We start from the raw sequence: 22,473 nt of genomic DNA, 5'->3' as shown, positions 1-22,473 counted from the left end.
GGTGAGCACCGTCCTGAAAAGCAGCACGGAGGAAACTCCCGCCGGCTCCCCGGCCAACCCCGCCCCTGCCAAGCGCGGCTTCGGTTCCCGGATGAGGCGGCTGAACGTCCCCGCAGGGCTGGGCGGCTGGATCTGGCTCGCCGTTATCATCATTCCGGTCTACTACGTGGTCATTACCAGCCTGAAGACGCAGGAAGGCTACTTCGGCCAGAATCCGCTGGCGCTTCCCACCTCACCCACGCTGGAAAACTATCAACTGGTCCTTGAGGCCGACTTTACGAAGTACTTCATGAACAGCACTATCGTCACCCTCGGTGCTGTCATCCCCACGGTACTGGTTTCCTTCATGGCCGCATTCGCCATTGTCCGGGGCCAGGGCAGGTTCCTCAAGCTGGTCAACGGCATGTTCCTGATGGGGCTGGCGATCCCGCTCCAGGCGACGATCATCCCGATCTACCTGATGATCATCCGCCTCAACCTGTATGACAGCCTGCTGGCGCTCATGCTGCCGTCCATTGCCTTTGCCATCCCGCTGACCGTACTGATCCTGTCCAACTTCATTCGGGACGTTCCAAACGAGTTGTTTGAGTCGATGCGGCTGGACGGCTGCAGCGAGTGGCAAACAATGTGGCGGCTTGCCTTGCCGCTGACCCGCCCTGCGATCGTGACCGTTGCCATCTATAACGGCCTGCACGTCTGGAACGGGTTCCTGCTTCCGCTGGTCCTCACCCAGAGCCCCGGCCTGCGCGTACTGCCCCTGGCTCTGTGGACCTTCCAGGGCGAATACAGCGTCAACATCCCTGCCGTTCTCGCCTCGGTGGTGCTCAGCACCCTGCCGATCCTCGTGCTCTACGTCATCGGCCGACGCCAGTTGCTTGCCGGCCTCACCGCGGGCTTCAGCAAGTAACGCCAGGATCTCCACGAAAGGACACTCGCATGACCACCGCAAAACCCCTGCGGGTCGGCATGGTCGGCTACGCATTTATGGGCGCCGCCCACTCCCACGCCTGGCGCACCGCACCACGGTTCTTCGACCTGCCGCTGCAACCCCTGCTCACCGCCGTCGCCGGCCGGAACGCCGACGGCGTGCAGGCCGCAGCAGCCAAATTTGGCTGGGATTCGACAGAGACCGACTGGCGCCGGCTGATTGAGCGCGACGACATCGACCTGATCGACATTTGCACCCCGGGCGACACCCACGCCGACATCGCGATCGCCGCCCTTGAGGCCGGAAAGCATGTGCTGTGCGAAAAACCCCTCGCGAATTCCGTGGAGGAAGCGGAACGGATGACCCTCGCCGCGGATACCGCCGCCAAGCAGGGCGTCTTCTCGATGTGCGGCTTCAGTTACCGCCGGACTCCGGCCCTCGCCCTGGCCAAGCGGTTCGTGGAACAGGGCCGGCTGGGCAACCTCCGGCACGTCCGGGCACAGTATCTGCAGGACTGGCTCTCCGACGAGAACGCCCCCATGACCTGGCGGCTGGACAAGGACAAGTCCGGGTCCGGCTCCCTTGGCGACATCGGGGCGCACAGCATCGATGCCGCCCAGTGGGTCACCGGGCAGAGCATCACCGGCGTCTCCGCGCTGCTCGAAACCTTTGTCCCGGAACGCCCGCTGGCCGGTGACATGATCGGCCTCGGTGGACACGGTGACCTCAGCAGCGACGCACCCCGCGGTACGGTCACAGTTGACGACGCGGCGATCTTCAGCGCAAAGTTCGACGGCGGCGGTACCTCCAGCGGCGCCGTCGGAGTCTTCGAGGCCACCCGCTACGCGCTGGGCCGGAAAAACGCCATGCGCCTGGAAATCAACGGCACCAAAGGCTCCCTCGCCTTCGACTTCGAAGACATGAACGTCCTGTCCTTCTACGACGCAGCCGAGTCCCCCGACGCCGGCTTCCGCCGGATCTTTGTCACCGAGCCGGAGCACCCTTACGTCGGCAACTGGTGGCCAACCGGCCACGGCCTGGGCTACGAGCACGGCTTCACCCACCAGGTAGTGGACCTCGTGACCGCGATCGGCGAAGGCCGCCAGCCGGAACCTTCCTTCGCGGACGCACTGCAGGTCCAGCGGGTACTGGCCGCCGTGGAGTCCAGTGCCTCGAACTCCAGCCAATGGCAGAAGGTCTAGGAACGTGCGCACAGGACAAGGAACCCCAATGACACGACCCATCACCCTTTTTACCGGCCAGTGGGCAGACCTTCCCTTTGAGGAGGTGGCCCGGCTCGCCGGAGAGTGGGGCTTCGACGGGCTGGAGATCGCCTGCTGGGGCGACCACCTGGACCCGCGCCGCGCCGCGGAGGACGATAACTACCTCCAGGGCCGGCTGGACATCCTGGAAAAGAACCACCTCCAGGTCTTCGCGATCGCCAACCACCTCACCGGGCAGGCTGTGTGCGATGACCCCATCGACGAACGCCACCAGGGCATCCTGTCAGCGGAAATCTGGGGCGACGGTGAAGCAGAAGGAGTGCGCCGCCGGGCCGCCGAATCGATGAAGGACACCGCGCGGGCTGCGGCCCGCCTCGGGGTGAAGACCGTGACAGGTTTTACCGGCTCTTCCATCTGGAAGGCGGTCGCCATGTTCCCGCCCGCCCCCGAGTCAATGATCGACGCCGGCTACCAGGACTTCGCCGACCGCTGGAACCCGATTCTGGACGTCTTTGAGCAGGAAGGCGTCCGTTTCGCCCTGGAGGTCCACCCGTCCGAAATCGCTTACGACTACTGGACTGCCAAGCGCACCCTGGAGGCCATCGGGCACCGAAAGAGTTTTGGCCTGAACTTCGACCCGTCCCACTTCATTTGGCAGGACCTGGACCCGGTGATGTTCCTGCAGGACTTCGCGGAGCACATCCTCCACGTCCACGTAAAGGAATCCGTCCGGCAGCTTGACGGCCGCAACGGACGCCTGGGTTCCCACCTTGCCTGGGCAGATCCCCGCCGCGGCTGGGACTTCGTCACCGCAGGGCACGGCGACGTGCAGTGGAACCGCATCTTCCGGACCCTGAACGCCATCGGCTACAGCGGCCCCACCAGCATTGAGTGGGAGGACGCCGGAATGGACCGCCTCATTGGCGCACCGCAGGCTCTGGCGATGGTGCAGGAACTTGCCCGGATCGCCCCGCCCGCAGCCGCCTTCGATGCGGCCTTCGCCAGCCACTGACCCAGATTTTCCGGCCTCTACCGGCCGGCAGCCAAACAAAAGGAAAGCTCACATGACAGAACGCAAGAACGCCCTGGTGGTCCGCGGCGGCTGGGACGGGCACCAACCGTACGAGGCCACCGAACTCTTCATCCCCTACCTCAAGGACAACGGCTACGACGTCCGCGTGGAGGAGTCCCCCAAGGTGTACGCCGACGCCGAATACATGGCAGGGGTGGACCTGATCATGCAGTGCATGACCATGACCACCATTGAAAAGGACGAATTCGCCGGGCTGCGCACCGCAGTTGAAAACGGTACCGGCCTGGCGGGCTGGCACGGGGGCATCGCCGATTCCTATCGGAACAACTCTGACTACCTGCACCTGATCGGCGGCCAGTTCGCCTGCCACCCGGGCAAGCACCCGGACGAGTGCACCGGCGAACAGTCGGATAACTACGTGCCTTACACGGTGAACATGCTCCCTGCCGCGGCCGGGCATCCCATCACCAAGGGCCTCTCCGACTTTGACCTCGTAACCGAGCAGTACTGGGTGCTTTCTGACGACTACATCGACGTGCTGGCCACCACCACCCAGAAGGTCCGCGAGTGGGACCCGTGGAACCGCGAAGTCACCTCTCCCGCCATTTGGACCCGCCAGTGGGGCAAAGGCCGCATCTTCGTCGCGACCCCTGGCCACCGGGTCGAAATCCTCCAGGACGGGAACGTCCGCACCATCATCGAAAGGGGCCTGCTGTGGGCAAGCCGTTGAAAGCAGGCATCGTTGGCTGCGGAGCCATCATTGCGCAGTACCTCACCAATTTCCGCAAGCTCAACGACATCGAACTGGTGGCCGTGGCGGACCTCGACCCGGCACGTGCCCAGGCCATCGCCGAGCAGTACGAGGGCGTCCGCGCCGTCAGTGTAGAAGAACTCCTTACCGCCGACGACGTCGAACTGGTCCTGAACCTCACTATCCCGGCCGCACACGCCGAAGTGGCGCTTAAGGCAATCGCCGCGGGCAAAAGCGTCTACGGCGAGAAGCCCCTTGCCGCCACAACTGCCGAGGCACGCCAGGTGCTGGAGGCAGCACGGGAGGCAGGAGTCGCCGTCGGCTGCGCGCCCGACACTGTCCTGGGCACCGGCATTCAAACCGCCCGCAAAGCCATTGACGACGGACTGATCGGGGCACCAATCTCTGCCTCCGCCACCATGGTGACGCCCGGACACGAGCGCTGGCACCCGAATCCGGACTTCTACTACCAGCCCGGCGGGGGCCCGCTCCTGGACATGGGCCCTTATTACGTCACCGCCCTCGTTACCCTGCTGGGCCCGGTGGTCTCGGTCATCGGCGCCGCCAGCCACACCCGTAGCGAACGCACCATCGGCTCCGGACCCCGGCAAGGCGAAAAGGTTCCCGTAGGCATCGATTCCCACGTCACCGGCGTCCTTGTCCACGCCTCCGGCGCGTTCTCCACCCTCTTCATGAGCTTCGACGCCGTCAAGTCCAAGTCCCCCAACATCGAGATCCACGGCGAACGCGGGTCACTGGTAGTGCCGGACCCCAACCACTTCGACGGCGAGGTCCAGCTGTTCTCCCTGGGTGCGGACGACTGGGAGACCCTTCCCGTGTCGGCCGGTTATGTCGACGCCGGCCGCGGTTTCGGCATCGCCGACCTTGCCTCCACCGCCCCGGGCGCCGAGCCGCGCGCGGGCGGCACCCTGGCCTACCACGCGCTTGAGGTCATGGAATCAGTCCTCGAATCGGCACGCACAGGCGCTGCGGTGGCAATCAGCAGCACGGCAGAGCGGCCGGAGAGCGTGGAGCTGACCGTCCTGACCGGCGACCTGGACGAGCTCCAGGCCCAGGAAGCCGCGTCCTAGGCGCCGCTGCATAAGGCGTTTCCCTCTTCAGACATCGGAGCATCTATGGCCTACACAGCCGCCAATTGGCCCATCGCTGCGGCGATGCTGCCATTCCCGGGCACCACCGGCCAAGGAACGCACATCAATGACGCGGAACCGTCCGCCTGGGCCGAGGCACTTACCGAGGTCAGGGACGCCGGTTTCGCGAACGCGGACCTGACGGACAGCTGGGTTCGTCCCGGTGACCTCAGCAAGTATCGCCTCGCCGAATTCAAGCAGACCGCGGAGGACGTTGGAATTGGCCTTCCGGCCATCTCCGCCATTCGCCGCAGCGTCATCGATGAAGCCAACTGGGAAGCCAACCTGGCCTACAGCCACCGCACCATTGACGCGGCTGCAGAGCTCGGCTGCGAGGTCGTCTCCGTCGGCCTGCACCAGGCCATCACGCACGAGCAGCAACAACAGCTGTGGTTCTGGACTGTCGAGGGCCACAAGGACCCGGCGGCTGACAAGGAAACGTGGGGCAACGCCGTGGCCCGCCTGCGTGAACTCGGCAGGCATGCCGCAGAGGTGGGGGTCCTGCTCTCGCTCGAAATGTACGAGGACACCTACCTCGGCACCGCTGACTCCTCGGTGAGGCTGGTCCAGGACATTGGACTGTCGAACGTGGGACTCAACCCGGATCTCGGGAACCTGATCCGGCTCCACCGGCCAGTTGAGGACTGGCGTGAGCTCGTAGCCAGGACCCTGCCCTTCTCCAACTACTGGCACATGAAGAACTACTACCGCGACGAGGACGTGGCCCGGGATATGTACGCCACCATGCCGGCTCCGATGCAAAGCGGCCTCATCAATTACCGGGAGGCGTTCAAAGTGGCCCTGTCAGTGGGCTTCCAGGGCATTCTTTGCACCGAGCACTACGGCGGAGACGGGCTGAGCGTTGCAGCCGGCAACCAGGATTACCTTCGCCGGCACGTCCTTCCCAAGAGGGAGGGCTACGCGCTCGGCGAGAGCCAGGTTGCACAGGGGCGGCAACAGCCGACGGCGGATCTCGCCAGGGTGTAACGGCGCCAACGGCGTCAGGCAACAGGGCGCGCCCGCTGAGGGCACGACTTTTCCAGCAGCAAGGATGCATTGAGGAAACCATGACCCAGATCTTCGACAATCCGGCCGACTTCGTGGACGAGGCGCTGGACGGCTTTGTGGCCGTCAACCGCGCCCACGTTGCCCGGGTGGACGGCGGGGTAGTCCGTTCCACCGAGTTGCCCGCAGGCCAGGTGGCGGTGGTGGTGGGTGGCGGCTCCGGCCACTATCCCGCCTTCGCCGGCCTGGTGGGTCCGGGCCTGGCTGCCGGTGCCGTCTGCGGCAACATCTTCACCTCGCCGTCCGCCGGGCAGGTGTACCGGGTGGCCAAGGCCGCGAGCGCCGGCGGCGGGGTCCTGCTGAGCTACGGCAACTACGCCGGGGACGTAATCCATTTCGGCGAGGCACAGCAGCGGCTCAACGCCGAAGGCATACAGACCCGCACTGTCCTGGCCACGGACGACATCGCGAGCGCTCCCCTCGATGAAATCGATAAGCGCCGCGGGATTGCCGGCGACCTGACGGTCTTCAAGGTCGCCGGCGCAGCGGCCGAAGCGGGACTGGAACTGGACGACGTCGAACGGCTGGCTGTCCTCGCCAACTACCGGACCCGCACCCTCGGTGTGGCCTTCGACGGCTGCACCCTTCCCGGCGCCGCCGAGCCGCTGTTCCACGTCCCGGCCGGCCAGATGTCCCTGGGACTGGGCATCCATGGCGAGCCGGGAATTTCCATGCATCCTCTGCCCACGGCGTCCGAACTCGCCGATCTGCTCGTCTCCCGCCTGCTGAAGGACAAGCCCGATGATGCCGGGGACCGGGTGGCGGTAATCCTCAACGGCCTGGGGAGGGTGAAGTATGAAGAACTGTTCCTGCTGTTCGGCAAGGTGGAGAAGCTCCTCACCGCAGCTGGCCTGACCATCGTGGAACCGGAATGCGGGGAACTGGTCACCAGCCTGGACATGTCCGGTCTGTCCCTCACGCTGCTGTGGCTGGACACCGAACTGGAACGGTACTGGTGCGCCCCGGCGGATGCTCCCGGATACCGCAAAGGCAGCATGGCCGGGCGTGAACGCCGGGCACGACGGGCCCTGGATCCGGCAGAACCCGAGGGCGCGCCGCCTGCTGAAGCGGAAGAAACGACGGCGGCAGCGGCTGATTTGGGCCGGCTGGCAGCCGCGGTCCTCGCCCAGGTGCGGGGCGCCGTCGTCCATCACGAAACCGAGTTGGGCAGGCTGGACGCCATAGCCGGCGACGGCGACCACGGCATCGGCATGCGGCGCGGCGCGGAAGCGGCAGCGGCAGCCGCCCGGGACGCCACGGCTGCCGACGCTTCCGTGCAGCGGGTGCTGGCCGCAGCCGGGGAAGCCTGGAGCGAACGCGCAGGCGGAACGTCCGGGGCACTCTGGGGATCCGCGCTGCAGGCAGCCGGGCGGGCGCTCGGCAACAAACACGCATACAACGGTGGGGACGCGGCGGCCGCCGTGACCGCCTTCGTGGACGCCGTCACCAGCCTGGGCAAGGCTGATATGGGCGACAAGACAATGGTGGATGCGTTGCTTCCCTTCCGGGACGCCTTCGTGGCGGCAGTGGACGACGGGGCAACGGCGACCGGGGCCATGGCCTCCGCCGTGACCGCCGCCCGCCAGGCAGCCGATGCCACCGCATCCCTGCGCCCGCGGAAGGGGAGGGCTCGGCCGCTGGCCGAAAAGAGCCTGGGCCACCCGGATCCCGGAGCGGTGTCCTTTGCCCTCATCGCGACGCGGGTTTCTGATTACTTCGATTCCTCAGGGCCCCTGCCCTATCCCAGGGTGGCTGCATTGGTGGCCGGAAATGGAGCACAGTCATGACCACGGTTACCGGAGCAGGATGGCGCATCGTCATCGGAAACGACGAGGCCGGCGTCGAATACAAGGAAGCGCTCAAGGCGCTGCTCGAAGCTGACAGCCGCGTTGTATCCGTTGTGGATGTCGGTGTTGGTGCCGGCGACACTACCGCCTACCCGCACGTCGCCGTCGACGCCGCCCGCAAAGTAGCCGAGGGCCAGGCCGACCGGGCCCTGCTGATCTGCGGCACGGGACTGGGCGTGGCCATCGCGGCCAACAAGGTCCCCGGCATCCGTGCAGTCACAGCCCACGACGCCTACTCCGTGGAGCGCTCGGTGCTGAGCAACAACGCGCAGGTCCTCACCCTGGGCCAGCGCGTCATCGGCCTGGAACTGGCCAAGAAACTGGTGGGCGACTGGCTCGGCTACCGGTTTGACGAAAACTCGGCGTCCGCCGCGAAGGTGGACGCCATCTGCTCCTACGAGCCCGACTACACGAAGGCAGCCTCATCATGACCGGACCAGCAAGCACCTCCAACCCTGTGGACGCCAACGGCGGCAGGAAGATTGCCGTCGTCGGCTCCGGCTACATGGGCGGCGGGATCGCCCAGGTCCTCGCCCTGGGCGGAGCGCGCGTGGCTCTCGCCGACGTGTCCGCGGAGGTAGCCGAAAGCAACTATGACCGCCTCCTCGTGGAGTCCGACCAGTTCGTGGCCGACGGCCTGTTTCCCGCCGGCTCCACGGAAATCCTGAAGCAGAACCTCTGGGCCGCCAAGGACATCGAGGAAGCTGTGGCAGACGCGGACTTCATCGAGGAGGCCGTTCCCGAGGTCATCACCATCAAGCACCAGACGCTGGCCCGCATCAGCGCCGCCGCCCGGCCGGGCGCCATCATCGGCTCCAACACCTCCACCATCTCCATCGCAGAATTGTCCGGGCCGGTCTCCAACCCTGAACGGTTCCTCGGTGTCCACTTCTCCAACCCCTCGCCGTTCATCCCCGGCGTGGAAATCATTCCCCACGCCGGCACATCGGCCGCCACCGTGGGCACTGTCCGCGAACTGGTCCACGCGGCAGGCAAACAAACCGCCGTGGTGAAGGACGTCACCGGGTTCGTGCTCAACCGCCTGCAGTACGCGCTCTTCCACGAAGCCGCGCAGCTTGTGGAGCAGGGAATCGTGACGGCGGACGACGTGGACACCCTGGTCCGCACCACCTTTGGCTTCCGGCTGCCGTTCTTCGGGCCGTTCGCCATCGCGGACATGGCCGGGCTGGACGTGTACAACTTCTGCTACACGTCCCTGCAAAAGGATTTCCCCGAAAGGTTCGCCACCCCGAAGATCCTCAGCGACCTGGTGGATGCCGGAAAGCTCGGCACCAAGACGGGCGCCGGCTTCCTCAACGTCCCGGCCGACCGCACACCCGAGCTGATCGCCTACCGCAACAAGGCCTACGTGGCCATGCAGAAACTCCTCGATGAGCTCGGCCCCGCGCCGATCAGCTGAGGACGCTTCCACCGATGCTTCCAGAGACGGGATACCCGCCTCTGGACAACTTCCCCGCCAAGTAGCACCATCGGAAAGGTGACCTCCAGCCCCGTCTCCGATGCGCGCCTGCGCGAGTTGAAGGAACTTCGCCGGGTCAAGGACCGGATCGACCGGGACTACGCGCAGCCGCTGGACGTCGAGTCCCTGGCCCGGGGCGTCCACATGTCCGCCGGGCACCTCAGCCGCAGGTTCCGGCTCGCCTACCAGGAATCGCCCTACAGCTACCTCATGACCCGGCGCATTGAAAGGGCCATGGCGCTGCTTCGCCGCGGCGACCTTTCCGTCACGGAGGTGTGCTTCGCCGTCGGCTGCTCCTCCCTGGGGACGTTCAGCACCCGCTTCACCGAGCTGGTGGGCATGCCGCCCAGCACCTACAAACAGGAGGCGGCGGTGTCGACGGCGGGCATTCCCGCCTGTGTAGCCAAACAGGTGACAAGACCGGTCAGGAATCGAGAAGCACCGGTTCCGGAACCGCAACTAGCATGACTGCCATGGACATCAGCATCAGCTCAAGTTTCCTCCCGCACACCGATCCTGACGCCTCCCTGGCGTTCTACCGCGACGCCCTTGGCTTCGAGGTCCGCAACGATGTTGGCCGCGGCACCATGCGCTGGATCACCGTAGGTCCCGCCGGACAGCCGGACGTCTCCATCGTCCTGTACCCGCCGGCCGTGGATCCCGGAATCACCGACGACGAACGCCGCGTCATTGCCGAAATGATGGCCAAGGGCACCTACGCCACCGTCATCCTCTCCGCCCCGGACGTCGACGCCGCCTTCGCCCACGTGGAAGCGTCGGGGGCCGACGTCGTCCAGGAACCGGTGGACCAGCCCTACGGTATCCGCAACTGCGCCTTCCGGGACCCGGCAGGCAACACCGTCCGGATCAACCAGCAGCCCTGAACTGGGAGGATGTAAGCCAGCGACGCCCGGGAGGCTGCGAGCGTGGTCCCCCGGGCAAGGAAGCCCAACAGATGGAGACCCGATGAGCACGGACACCAGCACCGCCACGAGCACCGGCCCCCGGGCCAACGGGTTGCACCCTGCCGACACGCACGACCTCATCCGCGTGCAGGGTGCTCGGGAGAACAACCTCAAGGACGTCAGCGTTGAGCTGCCGAAGCGCCGGCTTACCGTGTTTACGGGCGTGTCAGGCTCGGGCAAGAGCTCGCTGGTATTCGCCACCATCGCCGCAGAGTCACAGCGGATGATCAACGAGACCTACAGCGCGTTCGTCCAGGGGTTCATGCCCTCGCTGGCCCGTCCCGAGGTGGACTTCCTGGAAGGGCTGACGACCGCGATCATCGTGGACCAGGAGCGCATGGGAGCCAACCCGCGCTCCACCGTGGGCACCGCCACTGACGCGAACGCCATGCTCCGCATCCTCTTCAGCCGCCTGGGCTCCCCCTACGTCGGCCCGCCCACGGCATACTCCTTCAACGTTCCCACCCGCAAGGCCAGCGGCGTCATGTCCACGGAAAAGGGCGGGCGGGTGGAGAAGGCCGTTGTCCAGCAGGCCGTCTATCTAGGCGGGATGTGCCCGCGGTGCGAGGGCATGGGTGCCGTCAGCGACATCGACCGGACAGCGCTGTACGACGACGGCAAGTCCCTTGGCGAGGGTGCGCTGCTTGTACCGGGCTACTCCATGGACGGCTGGTACGGGCGGCTGTTCGAGGGCATGGGGCTGCCCATGGACAAGCCAATTTCGAAGTTCACCGCGAAGCAATTGGACACGATGCTGTACGCGGAGCCCACCAAGATCAAGGTGGAGGGCGTCAACCTGACCTTCGAGGGGATCATCCCGAAAATCCAGAAATCCATGCTGTCCAAGGACCCCGAGGCGATGCAGCCGCACGTGCGCCGGTTCGTGGAGCGGGCCGTGACCTTCCAGACCTGCCCCGAATGCGCAGGTACCCGGTTGACCCGGCAGGCCCTGTCCTCCCGGATCAACGGCAAGAACATCGCGGAGCTGTGCCAGATGCAGATCAGCGACCTCGCCGGGTGGGTACGGGACCTCAAGGACCCGTCCGTGGCTCCCCTGCTCAAGGGCCTCCAGCACCTGCTGGACTCGTTCTCGGACATCGGCCTCGGCTACCTCAGCCTCGACCGGCCCGCCGGCACCCTCTCCGGCGGCGAGGCCCAGCGCACCAAGATGATCCGCCACCTCGGGTCCTCCCTCACCGACGTCACCTACGTCTTTGACGAACCGACCATTGGGCTGCACCCGCACGACATCGAGCGGATGAACCAGTTGCTGCTGCAGCTGCGGGACAAGGGCAACACCGTTCTCGTGGTGGAGCACAAGCCGGAAACCATCGCCATTGCCGACCACGTCGTTGACCTCGGTCCCGGGGCGGGCAGCGCGGGTGGCACGGTCTGCTACGAAGGCAGCGTCGAAGGCCTTCGCGCCAGTGACACCATCACCGGACGCCACCTCGGCGACCGTGCAGCTCTGAAGGACTCGGTTAGGAAGGCCTCCAGCGCGCTGGAGGTCCGGGGCGCGGCCACGCACAACCTGCAGGGGGTCGACGTCGACATTCCCTTGGGTGTCGTCACGGTGGTCACCGGGGTGGCCGGCTCGGGCAAGAGCTCCCTGATCCACGGCTCGGTGGCCCAGCGCGACGGTGTGGTGGTGATCGACCAGGGCGCCATCCGTGGATCCCGCCGCAGCAACCCCGCCACCTACACCGGCCTGCTGGAGCCCATCCGCAAGGCATTCGCCAAGGCCAACGGCGTCAAGCCGGCGCTGTTCAGCTCGAACTCCGAGGGCGCCTGCCCCACCTGCAACGGTGCCGGCGTCATCTTCACGGAACTGGGCGTGATGGCCACCGTGGAGTCCCCGTGCGAGGACTGCGAGGGCCGCCGCTTCCAGGCGTCAGTGCTGGAATACACCCTTGGCGGCAAGAACATCGCCGACGTGCTGGCAATGTCCGTCACGGAGGCGGCCGCCTTCTTCGCCGACGGCGATGCCAGGACACCGGCTGCCCGGACTGTCCTGGACCGGCTTGAGGACGTGGGTTTGGGCTACCTGAGCCTGGGCCAGCCACTGACCACGCTTTCGGGCGGCGAGCGCCAACGCCTCAAGCTCGCCACCCAGATGGCCGAGAAGGGCGACGTGTACGTCCTCGATGAGCCCACCACCGGCCTGCACCTGGCGGACGTGGAGAACCTGCTGGGCCTGCTGGACCGGCTGGTGGACTCGGGCAAGTCAGTGATCGTCATCGAGCACCACCAGGCGGTGATGGCGCACGCCGACTGGGTCATCGACCTGGGTCCGGGAGCAGGGCACGACGGCGGGCGGATCGTTTTCGAGGGCACACCGGCTGATCTTGTGGCCGGCGCCTCAACCCTCACCGGCAAGCACCTTGGTGCCTACGTCAGTGCCTGAGCCTGCCTGCCCTACGGTGGGGGTATGAGCGACAGCTACCGCTACGACGTCGAGATCCTGCACCTGCTCGTATCCCCGGCGCACGCCTACTTTGGCCGGGCACGGGACGGTGCTGCTGATGTGCCCACTTCCGATGCCGAAACGGCGGAAGTGGTGGCGGGCAAGGGCATTGCGGGCGACCGCTTCTTCGGCAAAGCCGCCCACATGGACGCTGCGGTGACCCTGTTCGCCGTCGAGGCTTTAGAGGCGATGGCTGCGGAACTGGGTGCCGGACCGTTTGATCCGTTGGCGACCCGGCGGAATGTCATCCTTCGGGGAGCACACCTGGCTCCGCTGCTGGGCCAGGACTTCGTGCTGGAATCCGGCGGCTCGCGGGTGGAGTTCCACGGCGGGCGCCCCGCACACCCATGTGCGTGGATGAACGAGGTGCTCGCCCCGGGAGGCCACGCCGCGATGCGGGGCAGGGGCGGAATCCGCTGCCGGGCAGTCTCCGGCGGCATCCTTCACCGCGGCCCGGCAGTGCTGGTCAGTCCCGTTGCACTGGATCCCGCGCAGGCGGGCGTGCCAACCCTGCTAAGGCCGGGCAGGCTGCCGTAAGCGGAGGTACGGTGACATGAATGGCTTCTCAGGGCAACAAGCCGGTTGTGGGTTACGCCTTTTGCGTGCGCCTATATCCGGCCTGCGGCAAGGTCTGCTGCGTCGGCTGCGGGATCGGCGCCGGCACGTTCCGGTGCCGATACCGACGGCGCCGGCTCTTCGACGGCCGCCTGCAACGAGCGCCGAACCGCAACTCCTGCTGCAAGGATGCCCAGCAGCGCGCCTGCCCACCACCATTTCCGTGGGGCCGGGCGCGGGGCTTCCACCCGATCCAGGGTCCCTGCCGCGGCGGCTTTCGGTGCAACACGCTTCAATTGCTCCTGGACCCGTGGAGATAGTGTTTCCACACCACCGGCAACCTCGTCGGCAAGCCGGCGCAGGACCGCCTGTAGCCGTGGGGAGGCGGTTTCTTTTCCGGTATCCAGTCCGGCCACCGCTCTTTGCAGCGCGGCCTGTACGCCAGGTGTTGCCCATTCCTTACCCCGGGCAAAATGTGCCGTGAGGTTTTCGGAAAAACGGTGGACCTGCTCGGTTTCGGTGGTGGATCCTGCCGTGCGCATGGTGCCTCCTTGGTGTGATGGTGCTCATAGCCTACGGCGGGCAGCACCTCAGCAATAGGCCGCACTTTGCCGTCTGTCTACGGTTACGATCAACGAACAGGTTTTCCGGGAGGTCGACATGCGCGGAACCAGCAACGAAGACATCAAAAAGGCGTTCAATAAGAACGCCGGCATCTATGACCGCTGGATGGGCCTCTTTGAGCGCCATGTCGCCGTCGGCGCCCGCGACTGGGCCGTGTCGATGGCACGCGGGGCTGTGACGGAGATAGGTGTGGGTTCGGGGCTCAACCTGCCGCTGTACGGCCCGGACGTGGAACACGTGACCGGGATAGAACTTTCCGAGGAGATGCTCGCCATCGCCCGCAGGCGGGTAGCCGAACAACGGATCGAAAGCGTCGAGTTGCGTTACGGCGACGCACAGGCTTTGGACCTGCCGACCCAAAGCGCCGACACGGTAGTCTCCACGTTCACGTTCTGCACCATCCCGGACCCGGCGGCGGCCAGCCGCGAGGCCTACCGCGTCCTCCGGCCCGGCGGGGTATTCGTCCTGGCTGAACACGGGCGCTCCACGCACCCGGCGGCGCGGGCTGTCATGCGCGCACTTGAACCACTGTGCGTCCGCCTCAGCGCAGACCACATCACCCGCGATCCTGTGCCATACCTGACCGGCGCGGGCTTCAGCATTACCGAAGTGCACCGGGAAGGCCCGGGGGGCATCATTTTTCGGATACTTGCCCGCAAGCACGGCTCTGACGGAAACCAGTGAGAGTTTCTGGTGGCGGCCGAGGCCAGCGCGGATGACTTCGGTGCAGGCCGTTCCGCGGCGTTCCCCGGCAGCAGATCACGGCCGTTGCGGGCGGGCCAGATGAAGGTACTGTGGGCGCATGGAGATGCGCCTTGAAGTTGTGCAGGTACCTGTGTCCGATGTGGACAGGTCGAAGTCCTTTTACACGGAGAGGCTCGGGTTCGTGCTTGACCATGATGTTGAGCACATCCCGGGAATGAGGGTCGTGCAGCTGACACCGCCGGGCTCTGCCGCTTCAATCGTCATCGGAACGGGGATGACCTCCATGGCGCCCGGAAGCCTGGAAGGCCTGCAGCTCGTGGTCCCAGATATGGGCGTCGCGCGCGCTGAGCTCCTCCGGCGCGGCGCTGAGGTCAGTGACGTCCAGGATCTGGGAGGCGTGGAGTTTGCCTTCTTTGCGGACCCGGATGGCAACCGCTGGGTTCTGCAGGGTGCTACGCCGTCCAGTGTGAGGCAGTCACATCAGGATGGGCAGCCCGCGTAGCTCCGGGGCCGGCAGTGGCGCGGATCTTCATCACGGGCTCAGCGGACGAGCGGTTCCAGGACGAGCTCCTGAACCGCCTGGCTACCCTTACCGGCGAGCACCTGGCCTGACTCCCCCGAAGGTGCCGGCCGGCGGAAACCCCTCCCAACCAGGCGGCGCTTCAGGAATGCCTGGATCGGCGGCATCTGAGCGGGTGGTTCATCCTGTCAGTCCCTGCACCTAGACTTTCTGGCATGGACAACAACCAGGAAACACTTGGCAGCCCCACTCCTGAGCCGGATGCCGGCCTCAACCGGGATCCCGAAGACTGGGTAACGGGCGACGAGCCCATGACGGCAGCGCAGCGCAGCTATCTTGACACCCTTGCCCGGGAAGCAGGAGAAGAGCTCCCGGCAGACCTCAGCAAGGCGGAGGCTTCAAAGCACATCGACCGGCTGCAGCAGCGCAGCGGCAGGGTTTCAGGAAACGACTCCGGCAACACCGAAGGCTGAAGCGCCGCCACGGGCAGTGAGCGGCGCTGAACCGAAACAGGGGTAGGTGCGCTACCAGGCCTGGTGTTCGCGTGTCAGCCCGAAGGGCACGGTTTCACTCAGATCCACGGTGAACTTGTCCATGCTGTGCCGCGTGACCAGGATGCCGTGGCGCTTTTCCGCGAGCGCATGGGCCTTCGCGGCGGTGACGGCGGCATCGATAGCGCTGTCCATGCTGTGGCGGTCGGCGACGGTCAACGTCAAGGGGAAGTTAGCAGCGGTCATGGTAAAGCCTCGAGAATTTCAGTTCAGGTGGTGGGTAGGCGGCCCTAATTTCCGATTGGAAAGCCCGCCGGACATCTTAGTGCCTGGATCATGGTCCCCCAACACTGAACCGCCAGCAACTTGAGAAACCTACTGGGAAGTAGCCGCAGGTCAGCGGGGAGGGCCGCCGCCGCAGCTGACCATAATTACGGAGCCTGATCCGCAACACTTAGAGTTAAGCCCGGGCGAAAGCCGTTTCCAGGCGCTGCAATGCGCATGCACGCCCGCCCCGGCATAACCCGCACCACAGCGCAACGACACTTCGTATGCCACGACCCGACAAGGATCCCGCCATTTCCACGGACGCTATTTTCGGCAATCTCACCCGGATCCGCAACGGCATTCTTCCCGCCGCCGCCCGGACCCGCCTGAACAGCGGGCGTGGGCTGCTGGCCGGGTTCATCGTGGTGCACCTGGTCTTCCTCATCTTCGCCGCCTCGCTCTCAATGCGCGGTGACGCGTTCAGCGACACGTTCATTTACCGTGAGTGGGCCGTGGCCGGCTTCGACGAAGGCATCCTCGCGGGCCGCGTCAGTCCCTGGGTCTACCCAATCCTCGCGCTGGTCCCCATCGCGCTTGCCGGCATCGCCGGTCCCGCGCCCTTCTTCTTCCTGTGGGTCCTGATGACCACCCTGCTTAACGCCTGGGCCCTCCTGAAGCTCACCGAACGGGGCCGCAACCGCGCCGCCATCCCCGCCGCCTGGTGGTGGCTGGTCTTCACCTTCCTGATGGGCTGGCTCGGGTTCGCGCGGGTGGACGGCCTCACCGCCCCGCTGGTCCTCGTAGCCCTTGCGTACGGAGTGGGCCGGCCGTTCATCGCCTCCGTCCTCCTGGCCATCGGCACCTGGGTGAAGGTCTGGCCCGCCGCCGTCATGCTGGCCCTGTTCGCGGTGGTGAAAAACCGGATGCTGGTGGTGCTCGCCGGAATCGTGACGTCGGCGGGCGTGGTTGCGCTGGCCGCTGCGGTGGGCAGCCTCCCGAAACTCCTGAATTTCCTCACCCAGCAGGGCGACCGCGGCATGCAGCTCGAAGCCACCTTCACCACCCCCTGGCTTTGGCTGTCCGTCCTGAACATCGGCGATTCCCGGATGTACATGAACACGGAGATCAACTCGATGCAGGTGGACGGCCCCGGCACGGCCGTGATGTCCGTGCTGATGCAGCCCCTCCTGATCCTGGCTGCCCTGCTCGTGGCCGGCCTGACGTTCTGGGCACTGCACAACGGAAAAATCAGCGGCGGCGTGGACCGCACCGAGCTGCTCCTGGCAGGCGCCCTGACCCTGGCAACCGCGTTTGTGGTGTTCAACAAGGTGGGCTCACCACAGTTCATGGTGTGGCTGGCCCCGGCCGTCGCCGTCGGATTGGCCCACAGCTGGCGTGAGTGGCGGGTCCCGGCCGCCATGCTGATCGTGATCGCAGTGGCCACGTACTTCGTCTATCCGCTGTTCTACGACGCCCTTAGCCACAACAATCCCTGGATGGCGCTGGTGCTGACCCTCCGCAACGTCCTCCTGGTGGTCCTGTTCCTGTGGAGTGTCCGCCGGCTCTACCTGCTGGGCAGGAAGACGGCCGCACCCGCTCCCGCGCTGAAGGAGTCCTAAGATTTCCACGAGCTTCTTCGACCGGCTGGTCAGCATCCGCACCAAAGTCCTACCGGCGAAGGTGGTGGATTGGTTCGCGCGCCCTTCCAGCGTGTGGTGGGGCTTCGCCGTCGTGCATCTCTACTTCCTGGGCTGGATGGCCTCCTTCTTCCTGCACGGCGATACCTTCAGCGATACCGAGCAGTACCGCCAATGGGCGATGGACGGCTACAACCCCCAGGACCTCGACGGGAAAATCAGTCCGTGGGTCTATCCCGTGCTCGCCCAACTTCCCATCTTCCTTGCGAACATTGCCGGCCCAGGCCTGTACCTGCTGGTCTGGTTCCTGATCATCACTGCCCTCAACGCCGTCGGCCTGCTCTTCCTCACCCGGGGTCCGCGGAAAGCCAGCGGCGTCGCCCCTGCCTGGTGGTGGCTGTTTTTCACAGTATTCATGGGCTACCTCAGTTTCGCCCGGGTTGAAGGCATCACCGCTCCCATCGTGCTGATCGCGCTGCTGTATGCGGCGCAGCGGCCGGTGGTGGCGGGGGTCCTCCTCAGCATCGCCACCTGGATCAAGGTGTGGCCGGCCGCCGTGCTGGCCCCGATCGTGATCGCCAGCCGGAAGCGCATCCAGGTGGTCCTGTCCGGCGTTGCCGTGACGGCGGTTGTCGCGCTGGGAACGTGGCTGTCCGGCGGGCTGCCGCACATCATGGACTTCCTCACCAACCAGGGCGAGCGCGGCATGCAGCTCGAGGCAACCTTCTCCACGCCGTGGGTGTGGCTGAGCGTCTTCAACATCGCGGGCTCCAAGATGGCGGACAACACGGCCATCAACTCCACCGAGGTGTACGGTCCGGGAGCCAGCGTGGCGGCGTTCCTGATGCAGCCGCTGCTGATCCTGGCCGCGGTGGGCGCTGCAGCCCTGCTGGTGCGCGCGCTGAACCGCGGCGCGGAGCGGGAGGAACTATTCCTCGAGGGTGCCCTGATGATGACCACCGCCTTTATCGTGTTCAACAAGGTGGGTTCGCCGCAGTTCATCATCTGGCTGGCCCCGGTGATCATCGCCGGCCTCACGCACGACTGGAACCGGTGGAAGGTCCCGGCAGCACTGCTGATGGGGATCGCCATCACCACGTTCGTGATCTATCCGCTGTTCTACACGCCGCTGATCCATGCCCATCCGGTAATGGCGGCGATCCTCACCACCCGCAATGTGCTCCTGGTGGTGCTGCTCTGGTGGTCCGTGAAGCGGACGGCAGAACTGGGCCGGAAAGCCCCTGCTGCGGTACCGGCCGGCGCCTAGTCCGACAACTGCCTCAGCGGCTGCCCAGCTGCTGGCGGCCGGGTTCTTCCGCGCGAAGGCGGCGGGCTTTCCGCCGGGCGAGCACCCAGTTCCAACCCTGCTTAGCCAGGTCCACAGGCTTGCCTTCAAAGAGCAGCTTCCGTGTATGCACATCGAGGAATAAAAGGTAGAACGTAAACGCCAGTGCGGTCACGAACGCCAGGGAGGACGCATCGATGGGCAGCTCCACAAAGGACCATACCGAGAGCTGATCCTGCGCCCCGAACACCACAAAGAACGTCACGCCCACGTACAGTGACCGGATCTGCCAGTCGTCCCGGATGCCGGTGACGGCCAGGAACGGCAGGAACCACAGGATGTACCAGGGCTGGATGATGGGCGAGAGCATCACGACGGCGGTGAACGCCAGCGCCATCCGGCGCACCGCGCGGGAGTAATCGCCGCGGAACATCAGCAGCAGGACCAGTCCGATGGCGGCATATTTCATGCCGGCCCGAAGCCAGGTGGCGAGCGTCCCGCCCGGGAGTCCCAGCGCGTTGGCAAGCATCTCCACCTGCTGGCCCAGGAAGCCGGACGGCGAATAGCCTGTGTAACCGGGCGTGGGGTCCATGATGGCCCAGGTCCAGCCGATGCGGAGGTTGTACGGGATGCCGCTGAGGGCCAGCGTGGCGAAACTGATGCCCGCCGTCGCACCCCAGATCAGGAACCTGCGTGGCCAGGACGCCGAGGGGCCCGCCCACATGACACCGATGAACGGCAGCAGGAGCACGGTGATGGGTTTGATGCCGATGGACGCGGTGACCAGGAGGATCCCGAGGATGTAACGGCGGGTAGCGGCGAAATAGACGCCGGCGACGGCGAGCCCCACCATGAGGGCGTCATTGTGGGCGCTGGCGATGAAGCTGATCAGGAACAGGGGGTTGGCCACGGAGACCCAAAGCGCCCGTGCTCCGTTGATGCCGTGCAGCTCGGCCAGTTTTGGCACGTAGATGACGCAGAGCAGCACCCCGGCCCCGGCCAGGAGGCGGAAGAGCAGCACGGAGATGTCGGGCTGGGCCCCGGTTACGCCTACCACTGCCCGCGCCAGCCACAGAAAGTATGGGCCGTACGGGGTCCTGTTCTCCGCCCAGGCAGGGTCTGCGCCCAGGGAGAACCAGTTGCTGAGGGTGGAGATGCCCACCTCGTAGGGGTTCTGGCCCTCCTGGACCAGACGGCCCTGGCCGGTGTACGCATAGACGTCGCGGGAAAAGACCGGCACGCAGAAAAGCAGCGGCAGGGACCAGGCGGAGATCGCGATGACAACGGACCGAAGTGAGGATTTTCCCCAATCAGCCAGCCGCTGCCCCAAGCGCAGCCATGAACGCATCAGCACCATGGCGCCCACTGTCAGCAGCACCGTGGAAATGGCAACACCCCAGCCTTCGGTGCGGAGGGCGATGACCACTGGCTGGCGGATCATGGGCGAGCCATTGGCGATCCAGCCGGTGCCGATGGAGCCGACGAACATCATGAGGGCACCGACGAACCCCTCAACGATTGCTACATAGGCGCGGCGTTTTGCGGGTTCGGCGGCAGCGGCTACCTGCCGGCCAAGCCGGCTTTCCGACGTTCCAAGGTGTGCACCGCCTGCCGTCATGATTGTTGGTCCCCTACTTCGTTACGGCGCTGGTTGCACCAGCGAAAAGCCGCCCTGCAACCCGGCTATTTTACCAGCAGGCCTTCCTGCCACTCCCGGATGACGGACCACCGGAAGGCACGGTTTCGCAACAGGCGCCGGTGTGGATTCACGTGGGGCTGCGGGTAATGTTGGAGAATCCGCCCGCGGCAGTTCGCCCGCACCCGGCCGGCCTTTTACTCCGGCGCAAGGAAGCGCCCTTCTTCCTGACCACGCACTTTCCTGCGAAGGCGCGCACCTTCCTGCTGCCGCCCCTTCGACGCCCGATTGGAGCCGGACCATGGCTGTTTCCACCGCCGAAAACAAGGCGCCGTCACCCCTGCAACTGCAGTCCGTGCGGGCCACCCTGCGTTCCCCACGCAGGCTGAAGACGGAAGCCCTGGCCGGGCTGGTGGTGGCACTGGCCCTCATTCCCGAGGCCATCGCCTTCTCCGTCATAGCGGGCGTGGATCCGCGGATTGGCCTCTTTGCCTCGTTCACCATGGCGGTGACCATCTCCTTCGTGGGCGGCCGGCCCGCCATGATCTCCGCCGCCACGGGGGCCGTGGCGCTGGTCATTGCTCCCCTGATGCGCAGCCACGGGCTGGACCACCTGATTGCGGCCGTCATCCTTGCCGGCGTCTTCCAGATCCTCCTGGCCCTGGCCGGTGTCACCCGCCTGATGCGGTTCATCCCGCGGTCCGTCATGGTGGGCTTCGTCAACGCCCTGGCCATCCTGGTTTTTATGGCCCAGCTCCCGGAACTGATCGGCGTTCCCTGGCTGGTCTACCCCCTCGTGGTTGCCGGTCTGGTGATAGTGGTGGGACTGCCGAGGATTACGACGGCGGTGCCCTCGCCTCTGGTTGCCATCGTGGTCCTCACCGTGGTTGCCGTCCTGGCAGGACTGGACGTGCCCACCGTCAATGACAAGGGCCAGTTGCCGGAGAGCCTGCCGAACTTCTTCCTTCCCAATGTTCCCCTGACCTGGGAGACCTTTGAGGTCCTGGCCCCGTTTTCGCTCTCCATGGCGCTGGTGGGCCTGCTCGAATCCCTGATGACCGCCAAGCTGGTGGACGACATCACTGACACCCGTTCCAATAAAACCCGGGAATCATGGGGGCAGGGCGTTGCCAACATCGTCACCGGCTTTCTCGGCGGCATGGGTGGCTGCGCGGTGATCGGCCAGACCATGATCAACGTCAAGGGATCCGGGGCGCGCAGCCGCGTCTCCACCTTCCTGGCCGGCGTCTTCCTGCTGCTCCTCGTGGTGGTGCTCGGTGACGTGGTTGGCCTCATCCCCATGGCAGCGCTCGTCGCCGTCATGATTTTCGTCTCCGCCATCACCTTCGAATGGCACTCCATTGCCCCCCGGACGCTGCGGCGGATGCCCAAGTCTGAAACCGCCGTCATGCTGATCACGGTGGGCGTAGTGGTGGCGACGCACAACCTGGCCATCGGCGTCGGCGTCGGAGTACTGGCGGCGATGGCCATGTTTGCCCGGCGGGTGGCCCACTTCGTCACCGTTGAGAGGACGGTCCTCGAGGTCAATGGTAAAAACGTTGCCACGTACACCGTGGACGGCGAGCTGTTTTTTGCCTCGTCCAACGATCTGTACATGCAGTTCGAGTACGCCCTGGACGCCGAGCCCGGGATCAGCCGCGTGGTGGTGGACCTGCACGCCTCGCACCTGTGGGACGCCTCCACCATCGCCGTGCTGGACGCCGTGACGGAGAAGTACCGCCGGCACGGCCGCGAGGTGGAGCTGCTGGGCCTGAACTCGGCCAGCGTCCAGATGCGGGAACGGCTGGCCGGAAAGCTCACCGCCGGCAGCTGAAACCCTGCAGCC

General features: G+C 65.8%; 22 protein-coding genes. 19 read left to right on the top strand and 3 right to left on the bottom strand.

Features of this window, described 5'->3' with window-relative positions; genetic code table 11:
• Position 1 precedes the first annotated feature (1 nt).
• The 13 genes from AC5RVN_RS13780 to AC5RVN_RS13720 all read left to right on the top strand — a co-directional run bounded on the left by AC5RVN_RS13780 (position 2) and on the right by AC5RVN_RS13720 (position 13,444).
• Positions 2-907 (top strand): carbohydrate ABC transporter permease, encoded by a 906-nt coding sequence (locus tag AC5RVN_RS13780; protein WP_494138312.1) that lies wholly within the window; start codon positions 2-4, stop codon positions 905-907.
• A gap of 29 nt (positions 908-936) precedes the next feature.
• On the top strand, positions 937-2,130 hold the full coding sequence (locus AC5RVN_RS13775; protein WP_494040283.1) for a Gfo/Idh/MocA family protein: 1,194 nt from the start codon (positions 937-939) through the stop codon (positions 2,128-2,130).
• A 28-nt stretch (positions 2,131-2,158) separates the two neighbouring features.
• On the top strand, positions 2,159-3,163 hold the full coding sequence (locus AC5RVN_RS13770; RefSeq protein ID WP_494106541.1) for a sugar phosphate isomerase/epimerase family protein: 1,005 nt from the start codon (positions 2,159-2,161) through the stop codon (positions 3,161-3,163).
• A gap of 52 nt (positions 3,164-3,215) precedes the next feature.
• A complete protein-coding gene (locus AC5RVN_RS13765) occupies positions 3,216-3,914 on the top strand; it encodes a ThuA domain-containing protein (RefSeq protein WP_494138311.1) in 699 nt (232 codons plus the stop codon).
• On the top strand, positions 3,899-5,026 hold the full coding sequence (locus tag AC5RVN_RS13760) for a Gfo/Idh/MocA family protein (protein ID WP_494138310.1): 1,128 nt from the start codon (positions 3,899-3,901) through the stop codon (positions 5,024-5,026). The genes AC5RVN_RS13765 and AC5RVN_RS13760 overlap by 16 nt, the downstream gene beginning before the upstream one ends.
• Positions 5,027-5,071: 45 nt before the next feature.
• Positions 5,072-6,073, top strand: coding sequence for a sugar phosphate isomerase/epimerase family protein (locus AC5RVN_RS13755; RefSeq protein WP_494138309.1), 1,002 nt, complete (start codon positions 5,072-5,074; stop codon positions 6,071-6,073).
• 80 nt (positions 6,074-6,153) lie between these two features.
• The gene (locus tag AC5RVN_RS13750; protein ID WP_494106537.1) at positions 6,154-7,938 is read left to right on the top strand and encodes a dihydroxyacetone kinase family protein; all 1,785 of its coding nucleotides are present in this window, start codon (positions 6,154-6,156) and stop codon (positions 7,936-7,938) included.
• The gene (locus AC5RVN_RS13745; RefSeq protein ID WP_494106536.1) at positions 7,935-8,429 is read left to right on the top strand and encodes a ribose-5-phosphate isomerase; all 495 of its coding nucleotides are present in this window, start codon (positions 7,935-7,937) and stop codon (positions 8,427-8,429) included. The genes AC5RVN_RS13750 and AC5RVN_RS13745 overlap by 4 nt, the downstream gene beginning before the upstream one ends.
• Positions 8,426-9,418 (top strand): 3-hydroxyacyl-CoA dehydrogenase family protein, encoded by a 993-nt coding sequence (locus AC5RVN_RS13740; protein WP_494106535.1) that lies wholly within the window; start codon positions 8,426-8,428, stop codon positions 9,416-9,418. Before AC5RVN_RS13745 ends, AC5RVN_RS13740 begins: the two co-directional genes overlap by 4 nt.
• Positions 9,419-9,496: 78 nt before the next feature.
• On the top strand, positions 9,497-9,946 hold the full coding sequence (locus tag AC5RVN_RS13735) for a helix-turn-helix transcriptional regulator (RefSeq protein ID WP_494106534.1): 450 nt from the start codon (positions 9,497-9,499) through the stop codon (positions 9,944-9,946).
• On the top strand, positions 9,943-10,362 hold the full coding sequence (locus AC5RVN_RS13730; protein ID WP_494138308.1) for a VOC family protein: 420 nt from the start codon (positions 9,943-9,945) through the stop codon (positions 10,360-10,362). The genes AC5RVN_RS13735 and AC5RVN_RS13730 overlap by 4 nt, the downstream gene beginning before the upstream one ends.
• An 82-nt stretch (positions 10,363-10,444) precedes the next feature.
• Positions 10,445-12,847, top strand: a complete 2,403-nt coding sequence (locus tag AC5RVN_RS13725) for an ATP-binding cassette domain-containing protein (RefSeq protein ID WP_494138307.1) — start codon at positions 10,445-10,447, stop codon at positions 12,845-12,847.
• A gap of 24 nt (positions 12,848-12,871) precedes the next feature.
• Positions 12,872-13,444, top strand: a complete 573-nt coding sequence (locus AC5RVN_RS13720) for an MOSC domain-containing protein (protein WP_494040272.1) — start codon at positions 12,872-12,874, stop codon at positions 13,442-13,444.
• A gap of 71 nt (positions 13,445-13,515) precedes the next feature.
• Here the strand turns inward: AC5RVN_RS13720 and AC5RVN_RS13715 are convergent, their stop codons facing one another.
• Positions 13,516-14,004, bottom strand: coding sequence for a hypothetical protein (locus AC5RVN_RS13715; protein ID WP_494040271.1), 489 nt, complete (start codon positions 14,002-14,004; stop codon positions 13,516-13,518).
• A gap of 118 nt (positions 14,005-14,122) precedes the next feature.
• Here AC5RVN_RS13715 and AC5RVN_RS13710 point away from each other — a divergent pair, with 118 nt between their 5' ends.
• The 3 genes from AC5RVN_RS13710 to AC5RVN_RS13700 all read left to right on the top strand — a co-directional run bounded on the left by AC5RVN_RS13710 (position 14,123) and on the right by AC5RVN_RS13700 (position 15,784).
• On the top strand, positions 14,123-14,770 hold the full coding sequence (locus tag AC5RVN_RS13710) for a class I SAM-dependent methyltransferase (RefSeq protein WP_494040270.1): 648 nt from the start codon (positions 14,123-14,125) through the stop codon (positions 14,768-14,770).
• 118 nt (positions 14,771-14,888) lie between these two features.
• Positions 14,889-15,293 carry a VOC family protein gene (locus AC5RVN_RS13705; RefSeq protein WP_494040269.1) on the top strand — a complete coding sequence of 135 codons (405 nt, stop codon included), beginning with the start codon at positions 14,889-14,891 and terminating at the stop codon, positions 15,291-15,293.
• Between the two features lie 233 nt (positions 15,294-15,526).
• Positions 15,527-15,784: a DUF3072 domain-containing protein gene (locus AC5RVN_RS13700; protein ID WP_494040267.1), complete on the top strand. Its 258-nt coding sequence runs from the start codon at positions 15,527-15,529 to the stop codon at positions 15,782-15,784.
• 51 nt (positions 15,785-15,835) lie between these two features.
• Here AC5RVN_RS13700 and AC5RVN_RS13695 read toward each other — a convergent pair whose 3' ends face one another.
• On the bottom strand, positions 15,836-16,048 hold the full coding sequence (locus tag AC5RVN_RS13695; protein ID WP_494040266.1) for a hypothetical protein: 213 nt from the start codon (positions 16,046-16,048) through the stop codon (positions 15,836-15,838).
• A 305-nt stretch (positions 16,049-16,353) separates the two neighbouring features.
• Here AC5RVN_RS13695 and AC5RVN_RS13690 point away from each other — a divergent pair, with 305 nt between their 5' ends.
• Together AC5RVN_RS13690 and AC5RVN_RS13685 are read left to right on the top strand one after the other, a co-directional pair.
• Positions 16,354-17,688, top strand: a complete 1,335-nt coding sequence (locus tag AC5RVN_RS13690; protein WP_494138306.1) for a glycosyltransferase 87 family protein — start codon at positions 16,354-16,356, stop codon at positions 17,686-17,688.
• Between the two features lie 61 nt (positions 17,689-17,749).
• A complete protein-coding gene (locus tag AC5RVN_RS13685; RefSeq protein WP_494138305.1) occupies positions 17,750-18,973 on the top strand; it encodes a glycosyltransferase 87 family protein in 1,224 nt (407 codons plus the stop codon).
• 13 nt (positions 18,974-18,986) lie between these two features.
• On the opposite strand, the gene mptB is transcribed toward AC5RVN_RS13685, so the two are convergent.
• Positions 18,987-20,609 carry a polyprenol phosphomannose-dependent alpha 1,6 mannosyltransferase MptB gene (gene mptB, locus AC5RVN_RS13680; protein WP_494040263.1) on the bottom strand — a complete coding sequence of 541 codons (1,623 nt, stop codon included), beginning with the start codon at positions 20,607-20,609 and terminating at the stop codon, positions 18,987-18,989.
• A gap of 319 nt (positions 20,610-20,928) precedes the next feature.
• Between mptB and AC5RVN_RS13675 the strand changes: the two genes are divergently transcribed.
• Positions 20,929-22,461 (top strand): SulP family inorganic anion transporter, encoded by a 1,533-nt coding sequence (locus tag AC5RVN_RS13675; protein ID WP_494040262.1) that lies wholly within the window; start codon positions 20,929-20,931, stop codon positions 22,459-22,461.
• The last annotated feature ends 12 nt before the right edge of the window (positions 22,462-22,473 follow it).

Source organism: Arthrobacter sp. sptzw32 (assembly GCF_059089735.1).
The sequence above is the reverse complement of the archived record's forward strand: the minus strand, read 5'-3'. Positions and strand labels throughout refer to the sequence as shown.

Coding starts and splice junctions, on each gene's coding strand:
- AC5RVN_RS13765 (WP_494138311.1), top strand. CDS start 3,216: ATGACAGAACGCAAGAACGCCCTGGTGGTCCGCGGCGGCTGGGACGGG.
- AC5RVN_RS13755 (WP_494138309.1), top strand. CDS start 5,072: ATGGCCTACACAGCCGCCAATTGGCCCATCGCTGCGGCGATGCTGCCA.
- AC5RVN_RS13705 (WP_494040269.1), top strand. CDS start 14,889: ATGGAGATGCGCCTTGAAGTTGTGCAGGTACCTGTGTCCGATGTGGAC.
- AC5RVN_RS13775 (WP_494040283.1), top strand. CDS start 937: ATGACCACCGCAAAACCCCTGCGGGTCGGCATGGTCGGCTACGCATTT.
- AC5RVN_RS13730 (WP_494138308.1), top strand. CDS start 9,943: ATGACTGCCATGGACATCAGCATCAGCTCAAGTTTCCTCCCGCACACC.
- AC5RVN_RS13750 (WP_494106537.1), top strand. CDS start 6,154: ATGACCCAGATCTTCGACAATCCGGCCGACTTCGTGGACGAGGCGCTG.
- AC5RVN_RS13700 (WP_494040267.1), top strand. CDS start 15,527: ATGGACAACAACCAGGAAACACTTGGCAGCCCCACTCCTGAGCCGGAT.
- AC5RVN_RS13695 (WP_494040266.1), bottom strand. CDS start 16,048: ATGACCGCTGCTAACTTCCCCTTGACGTTGACCGTCGCCGACCGCCAC.
- AC5RVN_RS13770 (WP_494106541.1), top strand. CDS start 2,159: ATGACACGACCCATCACCCTTTTTACCGGCCAGTGGGCAGACCTTCCC.
- mptB (WP_494040263.1), bottom strand. CDS start 20,609: ATGACGGCAGGCGGTGCACACCTTGGAACGTCGGAAAGCCGGCTTGGC.
- AC5RVN_RS13715 (WP_494040271.1), bottom strand. CDS start 14,004: ATGCGCACGGCAGGATCCACCACCGAAACCGAGCAGGTCCACCGTTTT.
- AC5RVN_RS13690 (WP_494138306.1), top strand. CDS start 16,354: ATGCCACGACCCGACAAGGATCCCGCCATTTCCACGGACGCTATTTTC.
- AC5RVN_RS13675 (WP_494040262.1), top strand. CDS start 20,929: ATGGCTGTTTCCACCGCCGAAAACAAGGCGCCGTCACCCCTGCAACTG.
- AC5RVN_RS13740 (WP_494106535.1), top strand. CDS start 8,426: ATGACCGGACCAGCAAGCACCTCCAACCCTGTGGACGCCAACGGCGGC.
- AC5RVN_RS13720 (WP_494040272.1), top strand. CDS start 12,872: ATGAGCGACAGCTACCGCTACGACGTCGAGATCCTGCACCTGCTCGTA.
- AC5RVN_RS13710 (WP_494040270.1), top strand. CDS start 14,123: ATGCGCGGAACCAGCAACGAAGACATCAAAAAGGCGTTCAATAAGAAC.
- AC5RVN_RS13745 (WP_494106536.1), top strand. CDS start 7,935: ATGACCACGGTTACCGGAGCAGGATGGCGCATCGTCATCGGAAACGAC.
- AC5RVN_RS13725 (WP_494138307.1), top strand. CDS start 10,445: ATGAGCACGGACACCAGCACCGCCACGAGCACCGGCCCCCGGGCCAAC.